Origin of the sequence: Dysgonomonas sp. Marseille-P4677 (assembly GCF_016652235.1) — a bacterium.
Taxonomy (GTDB): domain Bacteria; phylum Bacteroidota; class Bacteroidia; order Bacteroidales; family Dysgonomonadaceae; genus Dysgonomonas.
The window spans coordinates 1-2,563 of sequence record NZ_JAEPKU010000238.1; the positions used below are offsets into that span (position 1 = coordinate 1).

The 2,563-nt window shown below is 31.2% G+C and carries 2 protein-coding genes; both read right to left on the reverse strand.

Going from position 1 to position 2,563, the window contains the following annotated elements; all coding sequences use genetic code 11:
- Positions 1-804: hypothetical protein (locus tag JGH11_RS19690; RefSeq protein ID WP_201114623.1), on the reverse strand; the 804-nt coding region annotated here is incomplete at its 3' end.
- A gap of 16 nt (positions 805-820) precedes the next feature.
- Positions 821-2,554, reverse strand: a complete 1,734-nt coding sequence (locus JGH11_RS19695; protein ID WP_201114625.1) for a hypothetical protein — start codon at positions 2,552-2,554, stop codon at positions 821-823.
- Between the last annotated feature and the right edge of the window lie 9 nt (positions 2,555-2,563).

Below are 2,563 nucleotides of genomic sequence, written 5' to 3' on the forward strand. Positions count from 1 at the left end.
TTTACATAATATCATAAACAAGGGCAAAACGAAGAAAAGAATTTTATTCTTATTAAGAATATCCGGATAAAAAATTATTTTAGCAATAATATAAAAGGCTAATAGGTTAGGTAATAAGTCTGTAGATGTACCGAAAAAAGTATTAATCGAAAGTAAAATAAACACTAGAAACGAGATGAATACGATTACCCTTTTTCTTTCAACTTTAGAATTGAACAGCTCAATAAACAACCATCCCATAATATAAATAACTAACAAAGGTATTAAGGGATATAAAGCTTCACCGAATAAGAAACGAAAAGTAAATATTGCGCTAAGAAGCAGATATTGAGAATTGAATGCAAATTTATCATCTAAATTTCCCAAACCCGGAACAACTGCATACTCTTCATTCCAACGTATATTCTGATGATGATAATACAACGCATCTCCTATTCCCTCCAACCAGGAGGAAGACATAAGAAAAATAATAAAGAATAGAACTATAGGCCCAATTATTTTGAATGGTAAACCAACTATATTTCCCTTTAAGTCAATGATAAATCCTAATAATTTACGTCTATCATAGACAATATACATTACACTCAATACAAAGCAAAGCAATAAGAAACAATGATTTGAAGGAAATTTTAAAGACCATATTGATAGTGGTATTGATAGTGTCATCAAACCCAGAAAACTAATTTCCAAAAAATTATATTGTTCATCACGATTAAGAAAATAATTATACAGTTTTATCAACACACTACCCATAGAGAATAGGATGAATGAAATTATTATCCAGGAAAAAAATATTGCTAACATGTAGTTTGTATTAGTATTACTTATTTGTTACACATCTATCCTTAACCCTATATCCATCCTGAATAGAGTTCCCTCTAGCTTCAATACATTCTAACGGTAAAAATTTTGCATAATGACTTGCTATGCTCGCCGGCAACTCCATATCGTAAGGTAAGCCTGGGCTAACCCAAATGTTCTGGTTGTTATTGATTTGGTATATCTCAAAGCTTTTTAATACATCTATACCATTCGCCTTTTGTTGGTCTCTCACTGAATATGGCTTCATCAACAGATGAGAGGTTAACTCAACTTTTAGAATGTCTGTCTGTTGATAAAAATTGCAATATCTCATCGTAGTCCACAACGCAAGACTAAGAACGAATAAAAAAGAAAGGGATTTACCTACAAATGGCAGATATTTTTTCTTTTCATAAAAGTATAGTATACCACCCACAAATATAACAGCGCATAACACCCCAACAATAAAACGTATATCAGGACCTCCAACAGCCCAAATTATTATAGTAGAGACAGATATAAGATATATCAAACATAAGTGAACTTCCACTTTCCTTGGCCTCTTCCACAGATAGTAAAGAGTAAAGAATAAGCTTATAACAACTAGCAAGTATATGATATCTGTCAGAATATTTATAGGCAGGGGATCTCTCTCGCTCATATGTGGATAACGCAATGCTATCCGAAAGAAATAATAGCCTATACCCCCAATATAATCCTTTTCTTTTATGGCGATCTCACGAGGCACTTTCCAATCAAAAGAAAATAAATCAATCTGATATAACGGATACACTAGATAACCTGAAATTATAACATTCCTAATCAGCCACGGAATCAATATAACAAGACTTAGCGTACATAAAAAGATTACGACTTTATACTTTCTCTGTTTTATAAGATAATAAAGCAAATAAAAACTTGTCAGACCAATAGGAAAAATAGACATTTTACATGTAACTAGAAACACAGGTAATATGAACAGCAATATGTATCTCGTCTTCAAGGCGTCTGGATATAAGACAATCCTAGCTATAATATAAAATATAATGAAATTAGGCAATATATCAGTAGAGGTATTTCCTAGAAAATAAATAGAAACCCAAAACAAAAGTACATATGATATTAATATGAATATTCGTTTAACATCATATTTAGAAACAAACAATTCGCATAATACCCAGCAACCTATTCCCGTAACGATCAATTGCTGAAGCGGATAAATAGCCTCTGACAATACAAAGCGAAAAGTAAATATTGCACTTAACAAGAAGTAATTCGAATTGAACCCAAATCGATCATCTAAATTAGCAACACCGGGAACAACGGCATACTCTTCATTCCATCTTATATTCTGATAATGATAGAAAGCTGAATCATATACATCCTGCTGCCAACTAAAAAAATAGAGAGAAAATAAAATAAATAAAACAATAAGAATAGACTCGAAAGGTAAAAAACGGTCTTTTATCGACGATCTTATTTCTTTCAATATTCTATATGCTCTTTTATGAAATATAGTCCAATAAGCCATACTTGTAAACAAGGCTATAGACAGAAACAAATCGTTAGAAGGAAGCCATAAAGACCAAATAGACAGCGGAATTACTAAAGAACATAATCCCAGCATTAATTTATCTAAAGGATTATAAATTTCGCTTTGCTTACAAATTTTATTATAAATCATGAGCATTATATCTCCAAAGCTAAAAAGCATGAAGAAGACAATAGTCCATGAAAGAAAATTTAAAAGCATATATTAAGA

What these genes read in the sequence shown, in the direction of transcription:
- JGH11_RS19695 (WP_201114625.1), bottom strand. Translation starts at nt 2,554, where the DNA reads ATGCTTTTAAATTTTCTTTCATGGACTATTGTCTTCTTCATGCTTTTT.